Source organism: Streptomyces sp. PTL18 (genome assembly GCF_059510295.1).
In genome coordinates this window covers 293511-313257 of record NZ_JCAJZO010000001.1, presented here as the reverse complement: position 1 = coordinate 313257, position 19747 = coordinate 293511, and the positions used below count along the sequence as shown (strand labels likewise).

15 protein-coding genes are annotated in these 19747 nt (G+C 71.9%); 9 read left to right on the top strand and 6 right to left on the bottom strand.

The genetic code is table 11. The features are described 5' to 3' along the window. Positions 1–167: 167 nt before the first annotated feature. From AC5WS8_RS01440 to AC5WS8_RS01430, 3 genes are all read right to left on the bottom strand, one after another. Positions 168–1352 carry an FAD-dependent oxidoreductase gene (locus AC5WS8_RS01440; RefSeq protein WP_496101389.1) on the bottom strand — a complete coding sequence of 395 codons (1185 nt, stop codon included), beginning with the start codon at positions 1350–1352 and terminating at the stop codon, positions 168–170. A gap of 67 nt (positions 1353–1419) precedes the next feature. Continuing rightward, positions 1420–2958: an amino acid adenylation domain-containing protein gene (locus AC5WS8_RS01435; RefSeq protein WP_496101388.1), complete on the bottom strand. Its 1539-nt coding sequence runs from the start codon at positions 2956–2958 to the stop codon at positions 1420–1422. Further along, on the bottom strand, positions 2955–4931 hold the full coding sequence (locus AC5WS8_RS01430; RefSeq protein ID WP_496101387.1) for a beta-ketoacyl synthase N-terminal-like domain-containing protein: 1977 nt from the start codon (positions 4929–4931) through the stop codon (positions 2955–2957). Before AC5WS8_RS01430 ends, AC5WS8_RS01435 begins: the two co-directional genes overlap by 4 nt. Positions 4932–5750: 819 nt before the next feature. Between AC5WS8_RS01430 and AC5WS8_RS01425 the strand changes: the two genes are divergently transcribed. Further along, positions 5751–6779 carry a GAF domain-containing protein gene (locus AC5WS8_RS01425; protein ID WP_496101386.1) on the top strand — a complete coding sequence of 343 codons (1029 nt, stop codon included), beginning with the start codon at positions 5751–5753 and terminating at the stop codon, positions 6777–6779. A 290-nt stretch (positions 6780–7069) separates the two neighbouring features. Here the strand turns inward: AC5WS8_RS01425 and AC5WS8_RS01420 are convergent, their stop codons facing one another. Further along, positions 7070–8695, bottom strand: a complete 1626-nt coding sequence (locus AC5WS8_RS01420) for an acyl-CoA synthetase (protein ID WP_496101385.1) — start codon at positions 8693–8695, stop codon at positions 7070–7072. Between the two features lie 187 nt (positions 8696–8882). On the opposite strand from AC5WS8_RS01420, the gene AC5WS8_RS01415 reads away from it, so the two are divergent. From AC5WS8_RS01415 to AC5WS8_RS01385, 7 genes are all read left to right on the top strand, one after another. Next, positions 8883–9683, top strand: a complete 801-nt coding sequence (locus tag AC5WS8_RS01415) for a crotonase/enoyl-CoA hydratase family protein (protein WP_496101913.1) — start codon at positions 8883–8885, stop codon at positions 9681–9683. Positions 9684–9704: 21 nt separating this feature from the next. Beyond that, positions 9705–10646, top strand: a complete 942-nt coding sequence (locus AC5WS8_RS01410) for a Zn-ribbon domain-containing OB-fold protein (protein ID WP_496101384.1) — start codon at positions 9705–9707, stop codon at positions 10644–10646. Continuing rightward, on the top strand, positions 10643–11692 hold the full coding sequence (locus AC5WS8_RS01405) for a thiolase family protein (RefSeq protein ID WP_496101383.1): 1050 nt from the start codon (positions 10643–10645) through the stop codon (positions 11690–11692). The genes AC5WS8_RS01410 and AC5WS8_RS01405 overlap by 4 nt, the downstream gene beginning before the upstream one ends. Further along, positions 11689–12855, top strand: a complete 1167-nt coding sequence (locus AC5WS8_RS01400) for a thiolase family protein (protein WP_496101382.1) — start codon at positions 11689–11691, stop codon at positions 12853–12855. Before AC5WS8_RS01405 ends, AC5WS8_RS01400 begins: the two co-directional genes overlap by 4 nt. Positions 12856–12938: 83 nt before the next feature. Beyond that, the gene (locus AC5WS8_RS01395; protein ID WP_496101381.1) at positions 12939–13181 is read left to right on the top strand and encodes a DUF397 domain-containing protein; all 243 of its coding nucleotides are present in this window, start codon (positions 12939–12941) and stop codon (positions 13179–13181) included. Positions 13182–13310: 129 nt separating this feature from the next. Continuing rightward, the gene (locus tag AC5WS8_RS01390; RefSeq protein WP_496101380.1) at positions 13311–14219 is read left to right on the top strand and encodes a universal stress protein; all 909 of its coding nucleotides are present in this window, start codon (positions 13311–13313) and stop codon (positions 14217–14219) included. A 153-nt stretch (positions 14220–14372) separates the two neighbouring features. After that, positions 14373–14870, top strand: a complete 498-nt coding sequence (locus AC5WS8_RS01385; RefSeq protein WP_496101379.1) for a hypothetical protein — start codon at positions 14373–14375, stop codon at positions 14868–14870. A gap of 170 nt (positions 14871–15040) precedes the next feature. Here the strand turns inward: AC5WS8_RS01385 and AC5WS8_RS01380 are convergent, their stop codons facing one another. Beyond that, positions 15041–16180: an aminoglycoside phosphotransferase family protein gene (locus AC5WS8_RS01380; protein WP_496101378.1), complete on the bottom strand. Its 1140-nt coding sequence runs from the start codon at positions 16178–16180 to the stop codon at positions 15041–15043. Between the two features lie 234 nt (positions 16181–16414). Here AC5WS8_RS01380 and AC5WS8_RS01375 point away from each other — a divergent pair, with 234 nt between their 5' ends. After that, a complete protein-coding gene (locus AC5WS8_RS01375; protein WP_496101377.1) occupies positions 16415–17914 on the top strand; it encodes a DNA-binding protein NsdB in 1500 nt (499 codons plus the stop codon). A 99-nt stretch (positions 17915–18013) separates the two neighbouring features. Here the strand turns inward: AC5WS8_RS01375 and AC5WS8_RS01370 are convergent, their stop codons facing one another. After that, entirely contained in the window at positions 18014–19411 is a 1398-nt protein-coding gene (locus AC5WS8_RS01370; protein ID WP_496101376.1) for a PP2C family protein-serine/threonine phosphatase, read from the bottom strand. Positions 19412–19747 lie beyond the last annotated feature (336 nt).

Sequence of the window (19747 nt, the reverse complement as noted above, 5' to 3'; positions counted from 1 at the left end):
GGCTTGACCTCACCGTCGTCGAAAGTCGGCGATCAGTCTGAACCGTATCAGGATCATGCAGCAGCGTCAGCTTCCGCTTAGGGCAACTAACGGCTTGTACAAGCCAGTTGCCAGGCCCGTCGCAGGCTTTGGCTGCTGTCGCCGCCGGGGCGGACGCGGGGGGACAATCAGAGCAGAGCCAGAAGTCTGGGTGTATAGAGGGCGCGCGCCGTCTCGATTCCGGCCACCATGTCGAAGTAGATGGCGGTCAGTTCCGCATCCCTCTGCACGGCGCGCAGCAGGGACAGCCGCTGTTCGTGCGGTGTGAGTTGAGCCACGCCGAGGGTGGACTCGTAGCCCGGGGTGAGCGCTTCGTCCCGTTCCTTGGCGAATTCCCCGAGGGCGGCGTCGAGTCCGGACGGGTCGCCGCCGAGCCGGCCCTCCAGCCGGCGGGTCAGAGCGTCGGCCTGGAGGAACGCGTCACTGATCCCGCGCGCGGTGATGGAGTCCTTGTGGTGCCCCGCGTCGCCCACCAGGACCCAGCCGGGCCCGGCCGCCTGCCGGAAGAAGTTCTGCTGGTCACCGGTGCCCCTCAGTCGCTCCAGGGGCTCCCTGCCGGCCAGCCGCTCGTACAGGGCGGGAGCGGTGGTGCGGATCTGGTCGAGGTAGGCCCGCCGGGCGTCGGTGCGGACCTCCTCGAAGCGGGACTGCGGGAAGTAGGCGAGGACCAGCGTCGCCTCGTCGTGGGTGGCCACGGCCGCGACCCAGCTGCCCGGCCTCTCGTGCAGCTCCAGGGTCGCCGGGACATCCGCCCAGTACGTGTAGTAGGCACAGGTCAGCCGGGGGGACTCGACCGTGTACGGCGCCTGCGCGAGCCGGGCGACGGTGGAGCGCATACCGTCCGCGCCGATCACCAGATGCGCGCGTTCGGTGAGGGAGCGCTCCCCGGATGTTCCCTCCACCCCCACGACCCGTCCGCCCGAGTCGTGCAGCAGTCCCGTGACCCGGCAGTGGTGGCGCACCTCGACGCCCGCCGCGGCCGCCGCCTCCACCAGGAGTGCGTCCAGGACCTGGCGCCGCGGCGCGAACGCCGCCCGCTGCCCTTCCACGCCCCGGGAGCACCCCTCGAGGCGGATGTCGGCGACCTGGTAGACCACGCGGTCCAGGGGCGGGCACCCGGAGGCCCGTACCGCGTCCAGCAGCCCCCAGCGGGCGAGCGCCGCCACTCCCGGCTGGTGGATGAGATGGGTGGAGAGGGTGTCCGTCCCGGAGGGCGCCCTGTCGAGCAGGAGTACCCGGTATCCCGCGCGACCGAGCAGCATGGCGGTGGACGCACCGGCGCAACGGGCGCCTACCACGATGGCGTCGTACATCTGGGTTGCCTCACAACAGACGTCGGGGGAGGGGGCGTTGTGGTGCCGTGACCCGGACGGGCGTGCATCAGCGGGAGCGTCCGAGGTCGTCGAGCAGGGCCCGCCGGTCGATCTTGCCATTGGCGTTCAGCGGCAGTTGATCGAGGACGGCGATCCGGCGGGGCAGCATGTACGGCGGCAGCCGCTCGCCCAGCGCCGCGAACAGCCCGTCGGACGTACAGCCGTCTCCGCTCACCGCGGCATACAGCTCCGGCTCGCCGTCGGGCGCGGGCACCGCGAGGACGACCGCGTCCCGTACCCCCGCCTGCTGCCGCACCATGGCCTCGATCTCCCCGAGTTCGATCCGGTACCCGCGGATCTTCACCTGGTGGTCGGTGCGCCCGAGGTGGACCAGCTGCCCGTTGCGCATCGCCACCCGGTCCCCGGTGCGGTACCAGTGCCGCTCGGTGAGCGGCCCGTCGCCGCCGGGCCGTCCGTCCGGGTCCAGGAAGCGTCCGGCGTTGTTCGTCGGGTCGAGGTAGCCGGGGAACCGCAACGGTCCGCGCACGCACAGCTCTCCGCTGTCCGCGGGCCGGCCGTCCTCGCCGACCAGCAGCAGGTCGAGGACCGGATAGCCGGTGCCGATCGGGGCCGTCCCGTTCGGGGTGTCGGGCCACTTCGCCGGGTCGTCCGGGAACCGGTACGCCGTGCAGGAGATGGTGAGTTCGGTCGGCCCGTAGAGCACCTCCAGACGGCTGCCGGGTGCGGCGGCCCGCCACTGACGGGCCGCCTCCAGGGTGAGCGGTTCACCGCCGAAGACGCTCCACCGCAGGGTGGGCATGCTGCCGGGCTCCAGCGTGCCGAGGCGGGAGGCGAAGGAGATCAGCGACGGAACCGAGAACCAGTGGGTCAGACGCAGGGAGTTGACGGTCTTCACCGGGGACAGCAGCTGGCTGCGGCGCGGTACCACGAGAGTACCGCCGCCCGCCCAGGCGACGAAAAGGTCGTGCACAGAGCCGTCGAAGGTCAGCTCGAAGCACTGCGACAGCCGGCTGCCGGGCGCGATGTCGTACCGCGGCGCGACCTGGGCGAGGTAGGCGGCGATGTTGCGGTGCCGGATCGGTACGCCCTTGGGGGTGCCGGTCGATCCGGACGTGAAGATGACGTACGCGATGTCGTCGGGGCCCGTCGGCGGACACGGCAGTTCGGGTGCCGGCTCCCGGGTCGGCGCCGCGAGTTCGTCGGGCCCCACGGTGAGGACGGGCACCCCCAGGCCGGTGCCCGCGCCGGCGGTGTCCGCCAGTACGACCTCCGCCTCGGCGGCCTTCACGATCTCGGCCGTACGGGACGGGGGGTGCTCGGGGTTGAGGGGGACGACGGTCGCGCCGGCCCGCAGGATGGCGAGATAGCCGGCGTACGCGGTCACCGAACGGTTCGCCAGCAGACCCACCCGGCGCGGCGGGGTGCCGCCCGCCGAGAGGACGAGCCGGGCGGCCAGCCGCTCCGCCAGGTCGCGCAGGTGCGCGTAGGTGAGCCGGTACTCGCCCACCTCGAGCGCGACGGCGTCTTCCCCGTAGGCGTCGGCGGAGCGGGCGAACCAGGCGTACGCGGTCTCCGGGTGGCTCATCGGGCGGCCGCCTCGAGTTCGCGCGTCCAGCGGCGCAGCTCGCCCACGGTGCGCAGCCTGCCGAACTCCTCTGGGTCGACCTCCTGGCTGGACCGCTTGGCCAACTCGACGATGATCCGCAGTTTGGCCAGCGAGTCGATGCCGATGTCGGTGAGCGTGGAGGTGTCGTCGAATCCGGTGCGGGCGTGCTCGCGCAGCACCCAGGACGCCAGGTCGCCGCGGTCGTCGTCGTGCTCCTCGCCGGGCCAGTACCGCTTGGTCTGCCACGGGTAGGTGGGCAGCGGGACGAAGTGGCCCGGCCCGCCGAACACCGCTTCCCAGTCCACGTCCTCACCCCGGCGGTAGCGCTCGGCGACGGCCGACAGCGGTCTGCCGCCCAGGGCCGGGGACCCGGTGAGTGCCGCCACGAGTTCCTCGTGGCTCGCCCCGACGACCGCGAGGCGGTGCTCGTGATGCTGCCGGCGGGTGGCCGCGCTGTAGCAGATGTCCCGCACGGGGTACGCGGCCCCGGCACCGCCGGGGGAGAGGTACGCCGCGTACGACCGGGCGAGCGCCTCCAGGGCGGCGGGGCCGCGCGCGGAGAGCACCAGGACGTACGGTGTGGGGCCCGTGGTCCGGGCGGAGGGCGCCGGATCGCGCGGGGGGCGGGGCGCGGCGGGTGCTTCGGCGGGAGCGGGGCTGCGGATCACCACGTGCGCGTTGAGCGCCGAGGAGCCCTGCCCCGAGACCCCGGCGACGGCGGGCCGGCCCGTCTCGGGCAGGTCGACCAGCCCGGTCGGCACCACCAGCGGCAGGTCGTCCCAGGCCACCTCGGGGTTCGGCGCGGTCAGGTGCAGGCTCGCGGGCACCTGACCGCGCTCCAGGCAGAGCACCGCCTTGATCAGTCCGGCCAGGCCGCCCGCGGCCTCCGCGTGCCCGGTGTTCGTCTTGACCGAGCCGACCAGCAGCGGCCGGCCGGCCGGGCGCCCCTCGCCCAGGACCCGCCCCAGCGCGGTGAGTTCCAGGGGGTCGAGCGAAGGCGAGCCGGAGCCGTGCGCCTCGACGTAGTCGACGTCCGCGGGATCGATCCCGGCGTCCTCGTACGCCCAGCGCAGCACGTCGATCTGGCCCTCGAGCGAGGGGTTGAGCACCGAGTCGCTGGTGCGGCCGTCGTTGCCGACGGCGCTGCCCTGGATGACGGCGCGCACGCGGTCGCCGTCTGCCACGGCGTCCGCCAGGCGCTTGAGGACGACGACCGCCACGGCGTCGCTCGGGGCGTGGCCGTCGGCGCTCGCGTCGCCGAACTTGCTGCGTCCGTCGGCGGCCATGCCGCCGGCCTGGGTCATCACCAGGCCCTCGTCCGGGCGGAGGGCGAGGTTCACCCCCGCGGCCAGGGCCAGGGGGCTCTCCCGGGCGCGCAGGCTCTGCACGGCCTGGTGGACGGCGACCAGTGAGGACGAGCAGGCCGTGTCCACGACCATGCTGGGGCCGCGGAAGTCGAAGGTGTGGGAGATCCGGGCGGACAGCAGCGAGCGGAAGTTGTTCAGCTGTGCCGCGGTCGCCCCGTCCGGGCCCTGGCGCAGGGCCGACTCCAGGTAGTCCGCACGGGCGTTGCCCACGAACACCCCGGTCCGGCTGCCGGCCAGCAGGTCGGGCCGCTGCCCCGCGTCCTCCAGGGCCTCCCAGGCCGTCATCAGCAACAGCCGCTGCTGCGGGTCGAGTTCCACCGCCTCGGTGGCGGACATCCCGAAGAACTCGGCGTCGAAGTCGGCGATGTGGTCCAGGTAGCCCGCGCGGCGGCTGGCTATGCGGCCCGGTCCGGGGGCGGGGGAGTGGAGGGCGTCCACGTCGTAACGTTCCGGAGGGGTCTCACTGGTGGCGTCCGTACCGTCCCGCAGGAGGGTCCACAGCTCGTCGGGCCCCGACGCGCCGGGAAGCCGGCAGCCCACGCCGATCACCGCCACGGCCCGGGCGTCCGCGTCCGACCTGTTCATGCCGTTACTCCTTCGATGTTCGCCACTGTCCATGGGAGTTGGCGCAGTTGACCTCGCCGCAGGGCCTTGCGGCCGCTGACGCGGCATCACGTCATTACCGAGGGCGACGCGGTGGACGCACCATCGCGTCCGACGCCGCCGTACCGCCAGGCCCCCGTCTCCGGGCGGAAGGAACGGTCCGCTCAGGAGCCCGGTACGCCGTCGTACCGGGCCCGTCCGTCGGACAGGAGAGCTTCTCGGGCAGATGGGTGCCCTTTGGTCAGGGCGGGACAGCCGGCCGTCAGGAGCGGTGTGTATCTTGGCGGGAAACCGCGCATCGCGCCCTGGCCGAAACGGCGCAGTCGCTGTCTCTCGTGACGGGCGGTCCGCAGTTCGAACCGTACTTGCCCCACGCTGCTGTGCCCTCTCTCGCAGGTGCATCGCACAGACCCATTACACACGGGCCGCACCAGCGGCGACATGTCCCGTCCGTCACAGCCCACAGGAATCCGAACCAAGGTTCGATCATCACATGGGAGTTCGGACAGAATCCGGCGACGTCGAAAACCGGCCCGTCGCACGATTGTCGTACGCAGGATCGTTTCCGCTCGATGGGCGCTCAAGGAATGGCGGGAAGTGATCGCCGGAGGTTGAAACCTGGAAATATTTGGACAGAATCCCGGTTTGGGCATCTGGACGTCCTCGCGTGGGCACAGGAGACGCGCAGGCACTCCGGCCACCTATGATGGGTTCGCGAGGCGATGTGCGTGAGCCAAGTGATGCGGAAATCAGCGGGTGGGGCGGTCCGCGGCAGTCAGGATTCTGCTTTCATCTGATCTCATGGATCCCCTCTCTCCTGACCACGCCCGGCTCGCGGGTGAGCAACGGAAGCTACGACTGCAGGTTCTCGGCCTCAATACCGTCGAGGCGGAAGCCACGTTCGACCGTGTCGCGCGGCTGGCAGCCAGTTTCACCCAGTCACCTCTGGCCATGGTCAACTTCATCAACGACGAGCGGCAGATGTTCCGGGGCATGTACGTGCCCACCGCGTCGCCCGACGACAAGGTGAACCCCGACGGCGGCGGGATCGCCTTCGACCTCAGCAACCTCTCCCGGGAGGCGCCCGGCGACTACGGCTTCTGCCCCCATGTGGTGGCCCAGGGCTCCCAACTGGCCCTGGAAGACGTCTTCGACTACCCCCGCTTCAAGGGCAACCCCCTCGTCAACGACCTGGGCGTGCGTTCCTACCTCGGCACGCCGCTGCGCGACAACACGGGCATGATCCTGGGCACCGTGTGTGTCGCCGACTTCCAGCCCCGGTCCTGGGACCGCGGCCTGCGCGAGGGCATGCAGGAACTCACCCAGACCCTGCTGTCCGACTTCAAGCTGCGCGACAGCCTGCTGGCCCAGCAGCAGGAGCTGTTCGCCGTGTTCGACGGTGCGCCCTTCCCCATCATGCTCACCGAGGGCCCCAACCACCTTCTGCGCTACGCCAACGCCAAGCAGGGTGCGGCCTTCGGCATGGTCCCGCAGTTCAGCCCCGGCCGGATGGTGCTGCCCGGCCTGGAGGCCATAGGTGTCTTCAACGCGATGGACGACGCCTACCGCACCGGGCAGCCCACCACACTGTCCCAGGTGTCCCTCACCACGTACGACGATCCACGGCCGCAGGAGTTCACCTTCCTGTGCACGCCGGTGCGTACGTCGCCCGGCGCGCCGATCAGCGGTGTCCTGACGGTCGCCATGGCCAGCACCGGGCAGGCCTACCCCGGATCCGAACAGCAGGCCTTCGCCGCCAACGTCCAGGAGCGTTTCGAGCGGCTGGGCGCGATGCCGGACCACCGGGAGAGCGCCGGCTACCGCAACTGACCACCCTTGGCGCCGCTCGCCCAGGGCTCGGGTTCCTGAACTGCCCGAGCCCTGGGGTCGTGGCGGCGCGCGCCGGCGGAAACGGCGGGACACCCCTTGGGGCGTGTTTCGAAGTCCCGCACAACGCCCATGGCGCACGGCACGCTCCCCCAAGCCCTTCGAGCAGCGCGGACCCCACTCGCCGCACCGGCAGAAACCCCAACTACCCCCAGTACAAGGGATTTCGTCCGGTACGCCGAGAGCACGCACCGGACACCGCGGCCGCCGCAGCGGACCTTCGAAACCCCCTTCTAGGCGGAGCGGTCCGCCGCCGCCGCCACCTCCCTGGCCCAGCGGTAGTCCGCCTTGCCGCTGGGTGAGCGCCGGATGACGTCCGTGACCACCAGCCGGCGCGGGATCTTGTAGCCCGCGAGCCGGGTCCGGCAGTGGGCCTGGATCTCCTCCAGGGAGGGACATGCCGCGCCTCGGCGCGCCTGCACCACCGCCGTCACGCGGTTGCCCCACGTCGCGTCCGGCACCCCGGCGACCAGCGCGTCGTACACGTCCGGGTGTGACTTGAGCGCCTGTTCGACCTCTTCCGGGTAGACCTTCTCGCCGCCGGTGTTGATGCACTGCGAGCCACGCCCCAGGACGGTGACGACGCCCTCCTCGTCCACCGTCGCCATGTCGCCGAGCAGCACCCAGCGCTCGCCGTCCTTCTCGAAGAACGTCTCCGCCGTCTTCCGCGGGTCGTTGTAGTACCCGAGCGGTACGTGGCCGCATTGGGCGATGCGGCCCACCTCGCCGGCCGGCACCGGTTCGTGGGTGACCGGATCCACGACCCGGGTACGGTTGTTGACCCGGATGCGGAAGCCACGGTCCGGGCCGGAGTCGGGGGTCGCGGTGCCGTTGAAGCCGGACTCCGAGGAGCCGAAGTTGTTCAGCAGCACGGCGTTCGGGACGAGCGCCTGGAACTGTGCGCGCACGGTCTCCGACATGATCGCGCCGGATGACGACACGCTGAACAGGGACGAGCAGTCGGTGCCCTTCATCGGCCCGCTCAGCGCGTCGATCAGCGGCCGCAGCATCGCGTCGCCCACCAGCGACACACTGGTGACCTTCTCCTTCTCGATCGTCCGCAGCACTTCCTCCGGCACGAACTTGCGGTGCAGCACGACCCGCTGCCCGAAGTTGAACCCGATGAACGCCGTGAGCGTCGACGTGCCGTGCATCAGCGGGGGAGTGGGGAAGAAGGTGATGCCGTCGCCTCCGGCCGTGACCCGCTCGGCCAGTTCCTCCGGCTTGCCGACCGGTTCGCCCGTCGGGGCGCCGCCGCCCAGGCCGGAGAAGAACAGGTCCTCCTGCCGCCACATCACACCCTTGGGCATGCCGGTCGTGCCACCGGTGTAGATGATGAACTGGTCGTCACCCGAGCGGGGTGGAAACCCCCGCGCATGCGAACCGGCGGCCTCGGCCTCGGCGAAGTCCACCACGGGCAGTGCGGCAGTGTCCGGCGCGGGGGCCCCCACCCGCACCAGGTGCCGCAGCCTCTCCGCACCCGGCAGCGCCGCCGCGACCCGGTCGGTGAACTCCGCGTCGAAGACCAGCGCGACCAGGTCCGCGTCCCGGTAGAGGTACAGCAACTCCTCGTGGACGTAGCGGTAGTTGACGTTGACCGGAACGATCCGGGCCTTGAGGCAGCCCAGTACCGTCTGCAGGTACTCGACACCGTTGTACAGATGCAGCCCCAGGTGTTCACCCGGGCGTATCCCCGCGTCCAGCAGGTGGTGCCCGATGCGGTTGGCCGCCCGGTCCAGCTCCGCGTACGTGAGACGGCGCTCCGCACCCGTGCCGGGATGGTCGACGTACACGAGCGCCTCGCGGTCCGCAGCCGCGTCGACGACCGACTCGAACAGGTCGGCAAGGTTGTACTCCACCGCTCCTCCTGATGCCGGGTCCGCACCGCGAACACGGACACATCCGACGGTTCGCCGGTCATCAGAGCAAAGCCCGGCGCAACTGTGAAGGGTGCTCGGCGAAGAAATCTGACTGACTGTCAGAAAACTCTTGTCCTTGCCCCAGCCCTCCTGCAACCTGTTCTCGTTCAGCGGACGGGAGGAAGCGATGGGTGGGACGGAACACCTCACCGTGCAGCGCGAAGGCGCCACACTCGTGCTCACGCTCAACAGGCCCGAGGCCAGGAACGCGCTCTCGTTGCCGATGCTGGTGGGGCTCTACGACGGATGGACCGAGGCCGACGAGGACGATGCCGTCCGCTCGATCGTGCTCACCGGCGCGGGCGGCTCCTTCTGCGCCGGGATGGATCTCAAGGCCCTGGCCGGCAACGGCATGGAGGGACCGCGGTACCGGGAGCGGCTCGACGCCGACCCCGATCTGCACTGGAAGGCGATGCTGCGCCACCACCGCCCCCGCAAACCGGTGATCGCCGCCGTCGAGGGCCCCTGTGTGGCGGGCGGCACCGAGATCCTCCAGGGCACCGACATCCGGGTGGCGGCCGACTCCGCGACCTTCGGTCTCTTCGAGGTCCGGCGCGGCCTGTTCCCGATCGGAGGCTCCACGGTCCGCCTCCAGCGCCAGATCCCGCGCACCCACGCCCTGGAGATGCTGCTGACCGGGCGCCCCTACTCCGCCCACGAGGCCGCCGCCATAGGGCTCGTCGGCCATGTCGTGCCCGACGGCGCGGCCCTCGCCAAAGCCCTCGAGATCGCCGAACGGATCAACGGCTGCGGACCGCTGGCCGTCGAGGCCGTCAAAGCCGCCGTGTACGAGACCGCCGAGATGACGGAGACCGACGGGCTCGCCGTCGAACTCGCACGCGGCCGGCCGGTCTTCGACACCGCGGACGCCAGGGAAGGCGCCCGCGCCTTCGCGGAGAAACGCCCGCCCGTCTACAAGCGCGCCTGACCAGCGAAGGAGTCCGCAAGGATGCCCGGAGTCCTCAAAGCCCCGCTCACCGTCGAGTTCCCCTTCACCCGCTCCCTCGGCCCCGTCCAGAGCGCCTTCCTCACCGGCCTGCGCGAACGCGTCGTCCTAGGAGTGAGGACCGGCGACGGCCGTACCCTCGTCCCGCCCGTCGAGTACGACCCCGTCACCGCCGAGGAGATCCGCGACCTGGTCGAGGTCGCCCCCACCGGCACGGTCACCACCTGGGCCTGGAACCACGAGCCCCGCCGGGGCCAGCCCCTTGCCACCCCCTTCGCATGGGTACTGGTGAGGCTCGACGGCGCCGACACCGCCCTGCTGCACGCCCTCGACGTCCCCGGCCCCGACGCCGTCCACACCGGCCTGCGCGTACGCATCCGCTGGGCCGGGGAACGTTCCGGCGCCATCACGGACATCGCCTGCTTCGAGCCGCACGACGGCGAACCGGCCCGGCCGGCCGGCCACCACGGCGGGTTCGAGGACGCGATCAGCGGCATCGTCGCCCCCGCCCGCCTCGACTACTCCTACGCGCCGGGCCGCGCCCAGTCCGCCCACCTGGCCGCCCTCGCCGAGCAGCGCATCGTCGGTGAACGCTGCCCGACGTGCCGCAAGGTGTACGTCCCACCGCGCGGCGCCTGCCCCACCTGCGGTGTCGCCACACACGAACAGGTCGAAGTGGGTCCCCGCGGCACGGTCACCACCTTCTGCATCGTCAACATCAAGGCGAAGAACCTCGACATCGAAGTCCCCTACGTCTACGCGCACATCGCCCTCGACGGGGCCGACCTCGCGCTGCACGGCCGTATCGGCGGCATCCCCTACGACCAGGTGCGCATGGGTCTGCGCGTCGAACCGGTGTGGACCCGAGGGGCGCGCCACCCCGACCACTACCGTCCCACCGGCGAACCGGACGCCGACTACGACTCGTACAAGGAGCTGTTGTGAGCCGCGAGATCGCCGTCGTCGCCTTCGCCCAGACCGTCCACCGGCGCACCAGCGACGACCTATCCGAGGTGGAGATGCTCATCCCGGTCCTGCACCAGGTGCTGGAGCGAACCGGACTGAAGACCGGCGACATCGGCTTCACCTGCTCCGGTTCCAGTGACTACCTGGCAGGCCGAGCCTTCTCCTTCACCCTCGCCCTGGACGGGGTGGGCGCCTGGCCGCCGATCCCCGAATCGCACGTCGAGATGGACGGCGCCTGGGCGCTGTACGAGGCGTGGACGAAACTGCTCACCGGTGACGCCGACACCGCGCTGGTCTACTCCTACGGCAAGTCCTCACCCGGCTCCGTACGGGACGTGCTGACCCGGCAGCTCGACCCGTACTACGTCGCCCCCCTGTGGCCCGACTCCGTGGCCCTGGCCGCCCTCCAGGCACAGGCGCTCATCGACGCCGGCGAGACCGACGAACCCGCACTGGCCGCCGTCGCCGCCCGCAACCGCGCGGCAGCGGGCACCAACCCCCATGCGCAGCTCCGGGGTGCGGCACCACAGGGTGACTACCTCGTACGGCCCTTGCGCACCGGGGACTGCCCGCCGATCGGTGACGGAGCCGCCGCCGTGATCCTCGCGGCGGGCGAGCGGGCCCGGGAGCTGTGCGCACGGCCCGCCTGGATCCGGGGCATCGACCACCGGATCGAGGCGCACGGGCTCGGCGTCCGCGACCTGACGGACTCGCCGTCCACACGACTCGCCGCCGAGAAGGCCCGTGCCTTCGAACGGCCCGTCGACACCGCCGAGGTGCACGCGCCCTTCACCTCCCAGGAGGTGGTCCTGCGCAAGGCGCTCCGCCTCGACGACAGCGTCACCGTCAACCCTTCCGGGGGAGCCCTGGCCGCCCACCCGATCATGGCCGCCGGGCTGATCCGCGTCGGCGAGGCCGCCGTCCGCATCCACCGCGGGGAGTCCGACCGCGCCCTCGCCCACGCCACCTCCGGGCCGTGTCTGCAACAGAACCTGGTCGCCGTACTCGAAGGGGATCCGCGATGAGCAAGGAACCCGTGGCCGTCGTGGGCATCGGACAGACCCGGCACGTGGCCGCGCGCCGGGACGTGTCGATCGCCGGGCTGGTGCGGGAAGCCGCCGGACGCGCCCTGCGGGACGCCGAGTTGACGTGGACGGACATCGAGGCCGTCGTCATCGGCAAGGCGCCCGACTTCTTCGAGGGCGTGATGATGCCGGAGCTGTACCTCGCCGACGCCCTCGGCGCCGTCGGGAAGCCCATGCTGCGGGTGCACACGGCCGGTTCGGTCGGCGGCTCCACCGCGCTCGTCGCCGCGAACCTGGTCGCGGCCCGGGTCCACCGCACCGTCCTGACCCTGGCCTTCGAAAAGCAGTCCGAGTCCAACGCCATGTGGGGCCTGTCGCTCCCCATCCCCTTCCAGCAGCCGCTGCTGGCCGGCGCGGGCGGCTTCTTCGCGCCGCACGTACGGGCGTACATGCGGCGCAGCGGGGCCCCCGACACCGTCGGCTCGCTGGTCGCGTACAAGGACCGGCGCAACGCGCTCAAGAACCCGTACGCGCATCTGCACGAGCACGACATCACGCTGGAGAAGGTGCAGTCCTCACCCATGCTGTGGGACCCGATCCGCTACTCCGAGACCTGCCCCTCCTCCGACGGCGCCTGCGCGATGGTGCTCACCGACCGCGCCGGGGCGGCCCGTTCGCCCCGGCCGCCCGCCTGGATGCTCGGCGGCGCCATGCGCAGCGAGCCGACCCTCTTCGCGGGCAAGGACTTCGTGTCGCCCCGGGCCGGGAAGGACTGCGCCGCCGACGTCTACCGGCAGGCCGGGATCGCCGACCCGCGCCGGGAGATCGACGCGGCCGAGATCTACGTGCCGTTCTCCTGGTACGAACCGATGTGGCTGGAGAACCTCGGTTTCGCCGATGAGGGCGAGGGCTGGAAGCTCACCGAGTCCGGGGTGACCGAACTCGACGGAGACCTCCCCGTCAACATGTCGGGCGGTGTGCTGTCCGCCAACCCCATCGGCGCCTCCGGCATGATCCGCTTCGCGGAGGCGGCGCTCCAGGTGCGCGGGCAGGCCGGGGAACACCAGGTGGACGGGGCCCGCCGGGTGCTCGGGCACGCCTACGGCGGCGGGTCGCAGTTCTTCTCCGTCTGGCTGGTCGGCGACCGCCCGCCGAGCTCGTGAGCGCATCGCCCTCACGTGCCCTGTCGGCCGTGCGATGCGATCGCTAGGCTGGCCGCGGACGACGAACCGGGAGGAGCACGGACGTGGCCGAGAGCACCATCCAGCAGCACCCGTTCGCGGGCTGGGAGAAGCCGGAACTGGACCTCAGCAACGCCGAGTGGCAGTCCAGCAGCCGAGGGCTCGGGGATGTCGAGATCGCCTTCGTGGAGGGCTTCATCGCGATGCGCAACAGCGGCCGCCCCGAGAGCCCGTCCCTGATCTTCACCCCCGCGGAGTGGGGTGCGTTCGTGTCGGGGGCGCGGGAGGGGGAGTTCGACCTCACCTGAGTCCTCGCCCGCCGACCCCTCGCCCGCTCCCGAATCCCCGGACACGCGGCCGGTGAACCCGCCCCGGGGCCGTCCTCTGCGTCAGGCTGGCCCCGGAGGGAACACCCGCGTCCCGGAGGCGAGGATTCCATGAGCACCGAGCCGGTCATCGCGGCCGTCGACGGATCGGACGACAGCCTGCGCGCCCTGGACTGGGCGCTGACCGCCGCACGGCTGCGCGAGGCACCGCTGCGCGTGGTCCATGTGCGCCAGTACGGGCCCTGGGCACAGCCCGGCGCCCTGGTCCCCGGCCCCCCGCCGCCGGCCGAGGACCCGGTGCTGGAGGAGATCAGGTCGCGTCTGGACATCAGGACCGACCGTCCGGTCACCGATTACCTCGCGGTGGACGGCTTCCCGGCCGTGGTCCTGCCCGAACTCGGAGCCGACGCCCAGCTGATGGTGCTCGGCTCCCGGGGCCGCGGCGGTTTCGCGAGTCTGCTGCTCGGCTCCACGAGCCTGGCCGCCGCACGCGACACCGCGTGCCCGGTGGTCGTGGTGTCCTGCCCGGGCCGCGAGGTGCATGAAGGGCCGCCCGTACCGCCCGGGCGCCGCGTGGTCGCCGGTCTGCACGTCGACAGTCCCGCCGAGGCCACCCTCTCCTTCGCCTTCGCGGAGGCGGCCCGCCGCGAGGCCCGGCTGCACGTGATCGCCACCCACCCCTGGCCCCCGTTGGAGATCTGGCCGGCGCCCGGCGAGCTCATGTCCCCGGCCGTCGACGAGGACGCCGTCGAGGAGGAGGTCCGCACACTGGCAGCGGCCCTCCTGGCCCCCCACCACGAACGGCACCCGGACGTGCCGACGGACCTCTCCACGCCCCCCGGCGACGCGGCGGCCCACCTCGTCGCGGCGTCCCGGGGCGCCGAACTGGTCGTGGTGGGCCGCCACCGCCGCCGGCTCCTCGCCCCCGCCCGCATGCTCGGCTCGGTGACCCAGGCGGTCCTGCTGCACGCGGCGAGCCCCGTCGCGGTGATCCCGCCCCTCGTGGAACCCGCCGGATGACCGGGCGCACGGGTACCGCCCGGGGCTCCTTGTGGCATGATCATGTCGCGAGTGCATACCACGGCACGATGACCGGCTCACGCTCCCGCGAAGCCTGATCGGCTCGGCCAGGGTGCGGGACCGGTTTCGCGGCCGGGCACGTACCATTGCGGCATGTCCTTCCTCCGCCGCCGCAGTGCCACCCCCGCCGGGCCCGACTTCGACGTACTGGCCATGGATCCGGGTGACTGGCCGGGCAATCTCGGTGCCGGTCTGCTGCCCGCGCCCGACGGCAGCTGCCAGGGCGTCTTCCTGCGCTACGACCTCTTCGGCGGCCGCGGCCCCGCGATGATCATCGGTAATCTGCCGGAGGGCTCCCCGGCCCGCGACGTCGCCGAGGGCGAGGTCCCCTTCGAGGTGGCACAACTCCTGCTCGCGCTGGAGAACGACGAGGAGATCACCGTCGTCGGCAGCGAGGACATCCCGGTGATGCAGGGCGACAACCTCCTCATCGTGCGCCGCCTCAAGCTCTCCGAGAGCCGGATCTCCTGCGTCCAGTTCGACCGCAGCGACGGCGTCCTGGTGACCATCGCCGCCTGGGACCGCCCCATCACCGACGACCTGTACGCACTGCTGAAGCCCCTGCCCGCGGAGCTGTTCCAGCAGGGCTGACACGCCGGGAACGCCCCGGAGGGCCGGCCCCCGTGGCGGTTTCCGGCGGTCGTTGCAACACGCGGTTGCTCGTCCGGCCGGGAGACCCGCCGAGAGGCCCCTGGGGGGCGGACACGACGAAGGTCCGCGGTGCGCCGCTGTCAAGAGCGCACCGCGGACCCACGTCCCCGTCAGCGAGTACCGACCGCCGCGCGTACGGCGCGCCGGGCCATCTGGCAGTCGTCGTGCAGCCGCCGCAGCAGCAACCGCTGCTCCTCGCCGGACGGCGCTGCACCCGGGTGGGTCACTCCCGGTGCCGCCGGGGTCGTGTCGCGCATCGACCGCTGCACGGCCGTCTCGTACGTGCGGATCTCCCGGGTCAGGACGAGCATCAGGTTCACCAGGAACGCGTCGCGCGACGCCGGCCCCGCCGACTGTGCGATCTGGCTGATCTGGCGCCGTGCCACGGGGGCGTCACCGAGGACGGCCCACAGCGTCGCCAGGTCGTAGCCGGGCAGATACCAGCCCGCGTGCTCCCAGTCCAGCAGGACCGGACCGGCCGGTGAGAGCAGGATGTTCGACAACAGGGCGTCGCCGTGGCAGAACTGGCCCATGCCCTGCCGACCCGCCGACTGGGCGATGCCGTGCAGCAGCTTCTGCAGATCGCCCAGGTCCCGGTCCGTGAGCAGCCCCAGATCATGGAAGCGTGAGATCCGCTCCGCGTAGTCCAGCGGCGCGTCGAACGTGCCCGCCGGGGGACGCCAGGCGTTCAGCCGGCAGATCGCGCCCAGGGCCGCCCGGATGTCCGCGCGCGGTGGAGCCTCCACCGGGTGCCGCTGCAGCGCGGCCACCCGGCCCGGCATCCGCTCGATCACCAGGGTGCAGTTGTCCGGGTCCGCCGCGATCAGCCGTGGCACCCGCACCGGGGGGCGGTGCCGGACGAACGACCGGTATGCCGCTATTTCGTGCCGCAGCCGGTCGGACCAGATCGGGGACTGGTCCAGTAAACACTTGGCCACGGCCGTACTGCGTCCCGTCGTGCCGACGAGGAGCACGGAGCGGCCGCTGCGGCGCAGCACCTGCACCGGGGTGAACTCCGGGCAGATGCGGTGCACCGAGGCGAGCGCCGTGCGCAACTGCGCGCCCTGGGGGTCTGACAAGTCGATTCTCCCGCTGAGCGGCTGGGTGCCGGCGCCCGGGGCGCGCCGCGTCCTGCCGGCGCCGAGTACGGGGGCCGCCGGTCGCGCGGGCTCGAGATAGGGGCCGCCGACGCCCGGGCGGGGGCGCAGCGACCGGGGCGGAGCGGACACGGAGGACGATGCTGCGTACATGGGTGAGACAGATCCCTTCGTGTGCCTGCGAGTTACGCGCCGGCCCGGCCCGGTCGCCGCAGGCGCACCCTGGGGAATGTCCCTGCGGCGACCGGGTCGGGGTGGCGCGTTCCTACCTGACACCCGATGGGCCCTGGCACACCATCTGGCGCACCCTGGCGAACCCTGGCGAATAGTCCCGCTGCAACTGACAGCGGGCTACTGTCAACTCAGCCGAGAACCTGGGGGCTTGATGTGAGCGGACAACCCAACACCCGCCTCGCGGACCTGTTCGGCCTGACCGGCTGGTCCAAGGGCGAACTCGCGAGGATGGTCAACCGGAAGGCGGCGGCCATGGGCCACCCCCAGCTGGCGACCGACACCTCCCGGGTGCGGCGTTGGATCGACATGGGGGAGATCCCGCGCGATCCGGTGCCACGGGTGCTGGCGGCGCTGTTCACCGAGCGACTCGGCCGTGTCGTGACCATCGAGGACCTCGGTCTGGTCCGGCACGGGCGCCCGGGGAGACGGCGTGACGAAGGGAGTGCGACGCACCCCGACGGAGTGCCATGGGCGCCCGAGCGGACGGCTGCGGTCCTCACCGAATTCACGGGAATGGACCTCATGCTCAACCGACGCGGCTTGGTGGGCGCGGGTGCCGCGCTCGCCGCAGGATCCGCACTCAGCAGCGCCATGCACGACTGGCTGCGCACCGATCCGGCCCTGGCGGCCGACGCCCCCCGCTACGACGACCCCCTGCACGCCGACCCCGCCGGGTACGACCGCTACGAGGCCGCCCCCATCGGGTCGCAGGAGGTCGAGGAGCTGGAGCGCTCGGTGGAGGTGTTCCGGGCCTGGGACGCGGCCCGCGGCGGCGGCCTGCAGCGCAAGGCGGTCGTGGGACAGCTCAACGAGGTGGGGGGCATGCTCGCCTACCGCCACCCCGACCACCTCCAGCGCCGCCTGTGGGGCGTCGCCGCCAACCTCGCCGTCCTCGCGGGCTGGATGTCGCACGACATCGGCCTGGAGCCCACGGCCCAGAAGTACTTCGTCATCGCCGCGCACGCGGCCCGTGAGGGCGGCGACCGGCCCCGCGCCGGGGAGGCGCTCTCGCGCGCGGCCCGGCAGATGGTGCATCTCGGCCGTCCCGACGATGCCCTGGACCTGATGCACCTCGCCAGGTCGGGCTCCGGCGACGAGGTGCTGCCGCGCACCAAGGCCATGCTCTGCACCATCGAGGCCTGGGCGCAGGCGTCGATGGGAAAGGGAGGGGCCATGCGGCGCACTCTCGGCGAGGCGGAGGACCTGTTCGTCTCCGACAAGGGGGACGTGCCCCCGCCGAGCTGGATGCAGATGTTCGACGAGGCGGACCTGCACGGCATGCAGGCCCTGGCCTACCGCACCCTCGCCGAACACGAGCCCACTGCGGCCGTCATCGCGCAGCGCCACGCGAAGGAGGCGCTGGAGTTGCGCGGAGCCGGCCGGGACCGGTCGAAGATCTTCGACCACATCTCCATGGCGTCCGCCTGCTTCATCGCCGACGATCCCGAACAGGCCGACCGGTACGCCCGCCTGGCCCTGACGTCGATGGGGTCGAACTCCTCCCAGCGCACCTGGGACCGCCTGCGTGAGATGTACCGGCTCACCGCGCAGTACTCGAGCTACCCGAAGATCCAGGACCTGCGTGAGGAGATCGAACAGGCGCTCCCGAAAGGGGTGTCGAAGCCGAAGGGCGTCAACTGGGCGCGGGCATAGTGGCCCTGTGTGTCCATGTCGGCAACAGGGCGACGGACCACAGGGCGGGGCCGTCCCGACCTCTTTCGCCCCGCCCTGATCTCCGATCCGTCCTGAGCGTCAGCAGACCACCCTGGCTACGAGCACGCACGCGTCGTCCTCGCGCCCGCTCTCGCCGAACTCCTCCACGACCGTCCGCACGCAGTCCTCGGCCGTGCGGTCCCCGCCGAGGCGCGGAGCCAGGTCGAGCAGCCTGTGGACGGCGTCCGTGCCGTTGTGCCGCGGGACCAGCCCGTCGGTGTACAGGAGCAGCAGGTCGCCTTCCTGGAGGGTCTCCTCGGCCTGCCCGTAGGCGGCTTCGTACCGCGCCCCGAGCAGGATGCCCTCGGGTGCCGCCAGCGCGCGCCCCGTCCCGTCGCGGAACAGCAGCGGGGCGGGGCGCCCTGCCTGCGCCCAGCTCAGGGTGCGTGTGGCGGGCCGGAAGCGGCAGCACACCGCGCCGCCCGGAGTGGGCTGGTCCGAGGCGTCCAGGAGCTGGTTGAGCCAGCCCAGCAGCCGGCCGGGCGCGGTGCCGGCCATGGCCATGCCGCGCAGGGCACCGATCAGGGTCGCCGTGCCGGAGGCCACGGTCGCACCGTGTCCGGTGAGGTCGCCGGCGCCGAGCAGCGTGTCCCCGTCGGGGAGGTCGAACGCGTCGTACCAGTGGCCGCCGATCGACGCGCTCCGGGACGCGGCAAGATGGCGGGCGGCCAGGTCCAGGGTGCCGGTGCCCTGTCGCGAGAGCCGCAGCGAGCCACGCCGCGGAGGCAGCACGGCCTCCTGGAGTTCGGCCGCGAGCCGGTGCTCGGTCCGGGCCCGGTGGTGCTGGATCGCGTCGCCGGTCTCACGCACCGTCCGCCGGCAGCGGCGCAGTTCGCTCACGTCTCGCAGCACGGCCCACATCGAGGCGGTGCTGCCGTCGGCGTCGAGAACGGGCTCGCCCATCATGTGCACCGTGCGGATCTCGCCGTCGCGGTGCCGGATCCGGAACTCCCCGTCGATGGGCTTGCCGTCGACCAGGCAGTCCGTCACCATCGCCGTCAGCAGCGGCCGGTCCTCGTGGGGCACCAGTGAGGGCAGTTCGTCGAGGGTGAGCGCGGGGGACGAAGGGTCGCGGCCGAGGATCTGGTACAGCTCGCCCGACCACCTGGCCTCGTCGGTCAGCAGATCCCACTCCGCGCTGCCGACCCGGCTGAGCAGGGAGCCGGCGGACGGTGTGGGCGGGGCCCCGGCGGTCGCGGGTGGCGGTCCTTCGCGCAGCTGTGCCAAGTGGGCGTCGAGGTCGTTGAGTTGGTGCAGCGCCAGGTCGCACAGTGCCCGCTGCCACCGGCCCTCGGGGCCCGTGCCGTCCGCGGGCGCCTCGCGCCGTACGGTGTCCAGCTCGCCGCGCAGCCGCCGGGTCTGCGAGATGAGCGCGTCGACCGGGCCGCGGCCGGGGGGCGGCGCGGGGGGGCGGTCCGCGGAGAGATGGGGTGGCATGACGCGCTCCGATGCGGGGACGGTTCGACCAGGTCCGGCGGAAGGGCCGTTACGACTGTGGCACAGCCGACGACGGGGCGTAAGGGATTTGGCAACACCCGATACGGTGGTGCTTCTGACATATGCCAAAGGCTTGCGGAAGGGGTGGTCGGAGCCGTTGACGGCGTCGTTTCGCCGAGCAAGTCGTAGGCGGCGTACGCCCCTTGATGTTCGCGATGCGGACGAAAGGCCGTACGCGTGTGCGAATAATGGATGCGTGTGCGACTCCGCTGGCGTCGTCAGCGACCATCGCCCCCCGTACAGCTCGGGGCACGGCCCGAGGGTGACCGCCTCCCG

Excerpts from the sequence above, each read along its gene's own strand:
- AC5WS8_RS01380 (WP_496101378.1), bottom strand. The coding sequence starts at position 16,180 with ATGTACGCAGCATCGTCCTCCGTGTCCGCTCCGCCCCGGTCGCTGCGC.
- AC5WS8_RS01390 (WP_496101380.1), top strand. The coding sequence starts at position 13,311 with ATGAGCACCGAGCCGGTCATCGCGGCCGTCGACGGATCGGACGACAGC.
- AC5WS8_RS01415 (WP_496101913.1), top strand. The coding sequence starts at position 8,883 with ATGGGTGGGACGGAACACCTCACCGTGCAGCGCGAAGGCGCCACACTC.
- AC5WS8_RS01370 (WP_496101376.1), bottom strand. The coding sequence starts at position 19,411 with ATGCCACCCCATCTCTCCGCGGACCGCCCCCCCGCGCCGCCCCCCGGC.
- AC5WS8_RS01385 (WP_496101379.1), top strand. The coding sequence starts at position 14,373 with ATGTCCTTCCTCCGCCGCCGCAGTGCCACCCCCGCCGGGCCCGACTTC.
- AC5WS8_RS01440 (WP_496101389.1), bottom strand. The coding sequence starts at position 1,352 with ATGTACGACGCCATCGTGGTAGGCGCCCGTTGCGCCGGTGCGTCCACC.
- AC5WS8_RS01425 (WP_496101386.1), top strand. The coding sequence starts at position 5,751 with ATGGATCCCCTCTCTCCTGACCACGCCCGGCTCGCGGGTGAGCAACGG.
- AC5WS8_RS01400 (WP_496101382.1), top strand. The coding sequence starts at position 11,689 with ATGAGCAAGGAACCCGTGGCCGTCGTGGGCATCGGACAGACCCGGCAC.
- AC5WS8_RS01435 (WP_496101388.1), bottom strand. The coding sequence starts at position 2,958 with ATGAGCCACCCGGAGACCGCGTACGCCTGGTTCGCCCGCTCCGCCGAC.
- AC5WS8_RS01410 (WP_496101384.1), top strand. The coding sequence starts at position 9,705 with ATGCCCGGAGTCCTCAAAGCCCCGCTCACCGTCGAGTTCCCCTTCACC.
- AC5WS8_RS01430 (WP_496101387.1), bottom strand. The coding sequence starts at position 4,931 with ATGAACAGGTCGGACGCGGACGCCCGGGCCGTGGCGGTGATCGGCGTG.